The sequence below is a fragment of the Pedobacter sp. MR2016-24 genome (genome assembly GCF_026239655.1).
In the GTDB taxonomy this organism is placed as follows: Bacteria; Bacteroidota; Bacteroidia; order Sphingobacteriales; family Sphingobacteriaceae; genus Pedobacter.
In genome coordinates this window covers 1-7,151 of sequence record NZ_JAPIVO010000012.1, presented here as the reverse complement: position 1 = coordinate 7,151, position 7,151 = coordinate 1, and the positions used below count along the sequence as shown (strand labels likewise).

Annotated in this window: 2 protein-coding genes and 1 pseudogene; 2 read left to right on the top strand and 1 reads right to left on the bottom strand. The window is 33.7% G+C overall.

From position 1 onward, the window contains the following. Window positions 1-192: 192 nt before the first annotated feature. Window positions 193-963 carry a hypothetical protein gene (locus tag OQX62_RS24985; protein ID WP_265834405.1) on the top strand — a complete coding sequence of 257 codons (771 nt, stop codon included), beginning with the start codon at window positions 193-195 and terminating at the stop codon, window positions 961-963. A 2,117-nt stretch (window positions 964-3,080) separates the two neighbouring features. On the opposite strand, the pseudogene OQX62_RS25225 reads toward OQX62_RS24985, so the two are convergent. Beyond that, window positions 3,081-3,260, bottom strand: a pseudogene (locus OQX62_RS25225) (IS3 family transposase); the annotation flags it as partial. A 384-nt stretch (window positions 3,261-3,644) separates the two neighbouring features. Between OQX62_RS25225 and OQX62_RS24980 the strand changes: the two are divergent. Next, the coding region (locus tag OQX62_RS24980) for a SusC/RagA family TonB-linked outer membrane protein (RefSeq protein WP_265834404.1) at window positions 3,645-7,151 on the top strand (3,507 nt) is incomplete at its 3' end.

Sequence of the window (7,151 nt, the reverse complement as noted above, 5' to 3'; positions counted from 1 at the left end):
ATTTTGGGAGGGTTACAAATGCTTGTTAAAAGCGGTAAGTGTGGTTTGGAGACATCGATTTTTTTCTTTAAGAATGGCTGATCGCGGAATGCACATTAATAAGCGTTGCCATATTTGGTTCATTTTGAATATTTTGACCCTACTATTCAGAGATTGAGCGATTAACTTTAACTGAAATAAAATTTAAAATTTATGGCCAATAAACTATATGATGAATATGCTGAGTATTATGCAGCGATAACTGACGATCGTGATTTTGAAAAGCAGTTGGATTGTATTTTATCGTTGTACGAAGGCGTTAAATGCGAGAATTTGCTGGAGCTCTTCGCTGGTCAGGCCAAGCATAGCATCGCAGCCTTGAAACGTTATATCAATGTATGGGCAATTGACTCAAGTAAAAATATGAAGCGTATAGCGTTGAAGAAGGGATTTATCAAGGAAGATCAATATCTAATTGGATATTTACCAGAATGCATGCTAAATATCAATAGTGAAGTCAAATTTGACTGTATTCTTTGTTTATATAATGGCTTAAGTAATCTAAATATAGAATCTGTCTACAACTTATTGACCAATGCTAAAGACCGACTTTCTGGAAAGGGAAGAATAATTATTGAAATGCACAATATTGAAGGAATTATGAGGTACGTTGCTGAACCTCAAATCAATTCTGTTGATTTAATTAATGAAAGAAATGAACAAATTATTTATGAATGGCCAAGTGATAAGGTAATTTGGGACCCGTATTCTTTTAAAGCTAATGTTCCAGTGAAGGTGAGAGTTGATTCTAATGGCATTCAAAGTATATATGACCTGAGTACTATCGATTATATTTATGGATTAGATGAAATAGCATTTTTAGGCAAATTAATTGGTCTTAAAAGTCGGATACTAAGTGAGGATGAAAATTGGTCAAACATTTATCAAAACTCTGTAATCCTCGAAATGTCACTCCTAAATTGATTATATGTTCATTATTCAATCGTAGTAACTCATTGCCTCTTCCATGATATTCACACTGCCAAAAGTTTGATATCATGGAGGAGGTGAAGGGGTGAGTTAAGCTGATAAATTTTATTTACAGCTTCTTATAATAAATGTCATTCATGCATGGATATGAAACCAGTTAAATGGTCGACTACGTCAATTTACTTGGTAGGTTAACATTTACGTATTATTAACTTGTATTCATGATCACTTATGTTCCTGATTTTAGGTAGACATATTTTTTTGCCCCAATGGCTTGTGGCTCTGGAACACCGCTAGATAGAGCATTAATAATATATTTAAGTATCCCCGGTGTGAAGGGAGACGGATTAATGTCTCCATTATATGCATAAATCGCACAAAGGTTGGTTCCTGTTCGGCAAGTAGGCTTAACAGTAGCTCTGAAATAACTACTTTCTGCTAAAGGATTACTAAATACATATGAATACCATATTCTTCACATGATTAAGTGTTTTTTATCAAAAACATAAAACTTTAATTCAGCCTCTCTTAAGGATTTCGGTTTTTCCTCAACTGATTAATTCACCAGTTTAATATTAAAATTCATAAAATAACTTAACATTTAAAAACTCATTTGTCTCAAAGAAATGCGTAATGTCATTCATTAGCATTTTCAGTAAATTTTTATTCCAGCGTTAACGATTATAATTGTAGACAGATATTATCAGCGTAACAAAGTGATATAACTTTACACCTCTAGCCGGAATTGGTAACCGTCAAATCTTTTGTACTAGCCCTCTAAATAGCTAGATTAAATCTCAAAAACAATTTAGAACCATTAATTAGGGAATATAAAAAAACAAACGCGTGTTTTCAGCCCTTAAGATCAGTTGTCGATTATTCAAGAGGGTCAACGTGAAGCAACTACAATTACTTGTCGCGAGTATATTTTGGCACCTTCCTTATATGCCAAATGGAAGAATAAGTATTTCTCTGGCGGAGTTGAAGGTTTAAAGCCATCCTATCCTATAGATCCGGAGTTGCGAGCATTGGTAGAAGAAAATGAATGTTTATAACGAATCATTGCAAGCAGGCGCTTAAAATCGAGGTCAAATCAGAGCTTTAAAAAAAAGGTACTATTCAACCCCGGATAAAAAGATTATTGTCTCCGCTTTTAAGCATTTGATATCGGCGAGCACACTTTTGTCTTGGATTGATTTACCATCCAGTGTTTATTATTATAAAAACAGAGCGGGCAAACGTGGCGTAAAAGCAAGTATGCATACGCCGAAATTACACTGTACTATGATAGTAAATTAGGTTGTCATTGGAAAGATCAAAGATGTTTTGTCTCAGGAATTTGTTGTTATGGGTATGAAGGCGTTACTGCTAAATTGCGTAAGGAAGCCTATCACATTAATAAAAAAGAAGGTTTACAGGCTTATGGACGAGCAAAATTTATTGCTCGGAAAGGTCATTCGTACTAGCGGTAAGCGCTAATTTGTCCAGAACCATAAAACAGTAGCCAGTTATCCTATAGAATACCTTTGTCTGGATATCAAATATCTTTATGTACATGCTGATAACGGCAATTACCACCTGCTAACTATACTGGATGTCTTTACTCGTAAAATAGTGGATCAGACCTTCAAGAAAAGTATAAGACAGGTTGATGTAATTAACCTGTTTTCAAATGTATAAATCAAACATATGGCATCACAGGTGTAACGATTAGAAATGATAACGCATCCCAGTTTATTGCAGATAATGTTAAAGAATAATTACGTGATGCAGAAGCCAATCAAGAATTTATACATATTGCTACATCAGAGGAAAACTCCTATATCGAAACCTTCCACAGCATCGTGCAGCGGGAGTGATTGACCGCTCCGAATTTGACCGCTTTTATCACGCTCAACACACCATTGATGCCCATAGAAATTGGTACGACAACAGAAGATTACACCGGGGACTTGAGATGACCCCAAAAGAAAAATTGAACCAAAATTTACATCTCAAAACCATAAAACGAGAATGCATCACCGGAACCAGACAAGCGGAAAGAAAAATACTGGAAAATACAGACAATTATTACAAACTAATTCAACATATTTGTCCAACTAATAAGGGGTCTGTACAACATCCTGAAGCATTTTCTTATCCAAACTCAGATCAGCGCTCAGCTTTTTGAGCTGAGCTTTTTCATCTCCGAAAAGTCGTAATTTTTATTAATTCGGGAATTCCTAAACCATCGTATTTCTTTTCCAATTGAAAAACGTAGCCTGCCAAACACCCATGTGCCGACAGATTTCTCTTCACGTGTATCCTTCTCAGATTGACGCAGCTCAAAGGTAATCTGGACCGATTTAAACTTAATTTTTTAATTATGTCAATTTAAGTATTTTATCTCTTTTATATCGAAAATTACTACTTTATAAAAGTCCGGTTTGCAGAAAAAAGTCAATATCATATCTTATTGAACATTTTTCGCATTTTAATGCGTAAAATTTTCAAGTTATATAGGACTTAGTCGTTTAATAAAGCACATCCTCTGTAAATAAGCAATATCCAATTATCATCTTAAAGTTTATGAAAGGAGTAAGTATGATATAATTACTACCATTCTATTATAAAATGTGTTGCCGTTGAATAAGCGGTATATAAATAATCAACTATCAATCATTAATTTTTTATGCATGACAAGTTTACAAAATCTAAAAAATTCGAAAGGGATTTTTTTCAAACAACAGTCTAGAAATTGCAAATTTAATATAAAGAGTATTCAAAGGATTGTCCATTTAACAATGGCGTTGATATTCATTGGACAACTACAGTTAAGCGCAAACGTCTACGGACAAAGAATCACTTTAAAAAGAAATCACCTTACTCTAAATGAACTATTTAAGGCAATAAAGCAACAAACTGGATATGATGTTGTTTGGCAGTCAGATCAATTAAATCCATTAAAAACAATTGATGCAAACTTCATTAATAGCCCGTTAATAGAAGTTATCAATTACAGTCTTATTGGTCATGATATGAATTTCAAGATAGATCAACATTCTATTATAATTAGGAAGAACTTCAAAAATATTGTTTCGGATTACTCCATGCAAGATTCAGTGATATATAAAGGAAAAGTAGTAGATGAGAAAGGTTTACCACTACCTGGTGCAACTATATATATTAAAGGTAGCGGCAAAGGAAGAGTCAGTAACTCGGAAGGTAATTTTGTCATTTATGGTCCTAAAAAAGGTACTTTGACTATAACCTTTTTAGGCTATTTGACTAAAGATATCACATTAAATGGTTTAAATCCGCTTGAATTAATTACAGTATCTATGAAGCCTGGACAGAATCAACTTGGCGAAGTAAATATATTTAGTACGGGCTATCAGGATCTTCCAAGAGAAAGGGCAACAGGTTCTTTTGAAGTTGTGACTAAAGAGCAACTACAGCACAGCACCGATCCAAACTTAATCAGACGTTTAGAAGGAATAACGACGAGTATGAATTTCAATAACCAATTAATACCAAATAGTTCGGTTAGTTATAACGGTGGGGGAAGTTTTGGAAGATTGACTGGTGTGGCTCAAAGATCTCCGATAACGAATCTGACCATTCGCGGACGTAATACTTTAAATGTCGTCAATACTCCTTCGAATAGTAGCGGGCAGGTATTGGTTGTAATTGATGGGATTGCTAGTCCATATTCAGTTGACCAGATAGATCCTAATGATGTCGAGAGTATAACGATTTTGAAAGATGCTGCAGCTGCTTCTATATGGGGAGCAAGAGCTGCAAATGGAGTAATAGTGATAAAAACTAAGAGAGGAACTTATGAAAGACCACTGAGTATTTCTTTTAATACCAATTTTAATATTACAGATAAAATAGATCTTTTCTATAAAAAATTTATGAGTACTTCTGATTTTGTAGATGCACAGATCTTTCAATTTAACGCTTCAAATACAAATATTCCACAACCTAACATTGCGAGTGCGCAAACTTTAAGATCTCCCGTAGCTGAAATCTTAAATGACGAAAAAAATGGAATAATTACCAGTGACGAAGCAGGTCGTCAAATAAATTTGTTAAGAAATAATGATGTAAGAAAAGATTTAGATAAATATGTTAATAGAAGTCTCATTGCTCAAAATTATTCCATAGCTTTTGACGGTGGTTCTCGATTTGTGGCTTACAGGTTATCTGGAGCATATAATAAAACTCTGAATAATAGTTTAAATTCTGATCAAAATAGAATTTCTCTAAACTATGGTGTATCTGTAAAGCCATTTAAAAATATGGAAATACAAACTAATCTCACTTACAGTAAGAGCAAAACAAATGATCAAGCTGGACAAAATACTATTCCGACTACACCAGGAGGAGCATATTATCCCTATACGAAGTTGGTGGATGAAAATGGAAATTATTCGTCTATACCCTATAAATATAGACCTGCCTTTATCGATTTATTAAGAAACACGTATAAAGATAAAGTTCTTGACTACAGTTTTACCCCGTTAAAAGATATAGATGAAGGCTTTAGTAAAACAAGTATTCAAAACTTCAATTTTAATTTTAATACGAGTTATAAACTATTAAATTTCATAAGTGCAAATCTAGGCTATAACTATAATAGAGGATATAATGAGCAAGATTTGTTATATCGAGACAATTCTTTTTATATGCGGGATTTAATTAATACCTATACCAATGGTTTTACCCTCGTACGGAATATTCCTTTGGGCGGTCTTTATTTACCGACTATATCTAAAACAAATAATCAAACCATTAGAGGACAATTGAATGTGAATAAACAATGGTCAGGCAATCATACATTAGATGCTGTAATTGGTATGGATTTGACGCAAAATTATAGTTATTTCCGAGGTGATCAATATTATGGGTATAATGAAGCAAAAAAAACAAGTCAGAATAATCTTAATTTCTCAAGTATTTTGCCTTTACTCTTTGCTGATGAGCTAACGGGTTTAGCTTTTGCACCACTATTAAATCAAGCTAGCGGTATTAACAGTATACGTCTAAGAACTGTTAGTACTTATGCAAACGCCGCATACACTTTTAAGAATAAATATAGCTTTTCAGGGAGTATTAGAAAGGATTTAAATAGCGAATTTGGATATGGAACAAATAAAGGCGGAACTCCATTTTATTCAGTGGGTGCTAGTTGGAATATAGCGAATGAAAGTTTCTATAAATCATCTTTTCTTCCAAGGCTTGCGCTTAGAACAACTTTTGGATACAATGGAAACGTAAATCCTTTAGTAACCGCTAGACCAATTATAGGATATTCATTGAGTCAGGATTTTAATAATAGGTTGTTTTACGCTAATACAATTGATGATCAAGGTACAACAAATAGAAATCTTAAACCTGAAAAAACAGCGGTATTAAATTTTGGTTTAGATTTCGGTTTTAGAAATAATAGGATCTCAGGTAGTTTAGAGTATTATGACAAGAAAACTACAGACTTATTAAGTTCTGGATCCCTAGATCCTTCAACTGGCTTTAGTACTTCAATATATAATATAGCTTCCTTACATGGATGGGGAACTGATTTTACACTAAATAGCCGCAATCTTCAGTCTAACTTATTTATGTGGACTACTAACTTCCTTTTTAGCTATAATCGTGTCAAGGTTGAGAAGCTATATAATAAAGGAGCAAGTACTTCTGGTCAAGTTATCGAAAGTAACTCCCTGTATAATGAAGGGGCTGATCTTTCGAGAGTATATGCATATAAGTGGGCAGGCTTAGATCCAATTACTGGAGATCCAAGAGGATATTTGGATAATCAATTACTAAATATATCAAATACTTTTGATGGTTCATCTAATTATGCTAAGATAACAAATAGTCCAATTTCTTCAGCTAGATATTTTGGTTCTCGTGTGCCAGTATATTTTGGGTCGTTACGTAATACTTTTAGCTATGGACAGCTATCGCTTTCACTTAATTTGTTATATAAGTTGGGGTATTATTTCAGGAGACCTATTTCTGATGTTGTGTCGTATAATCGTTTGACTAGGGACAATCTTTTATTAGGTATTGAATATGCTAGTCGCTGGCAGAAGCCTGGAGATGAGCTGGTTACTAACGTTCCTTCTTTTACTTATCCTACAGACGGTAATCGAGATTCATTTTATTATTTTTCCGAGATCAATGTGCAGAAGGCG

Bases quoted from the DNA above. Each gene is read 5' to 3' on its own strand.
- OQX62_RS24985 (WP_265834405.1), top strand. From the start codon at position 193: ATGGCCAATAAACTATATGATGAATATGCTGAGTATTATGCAGCGATA.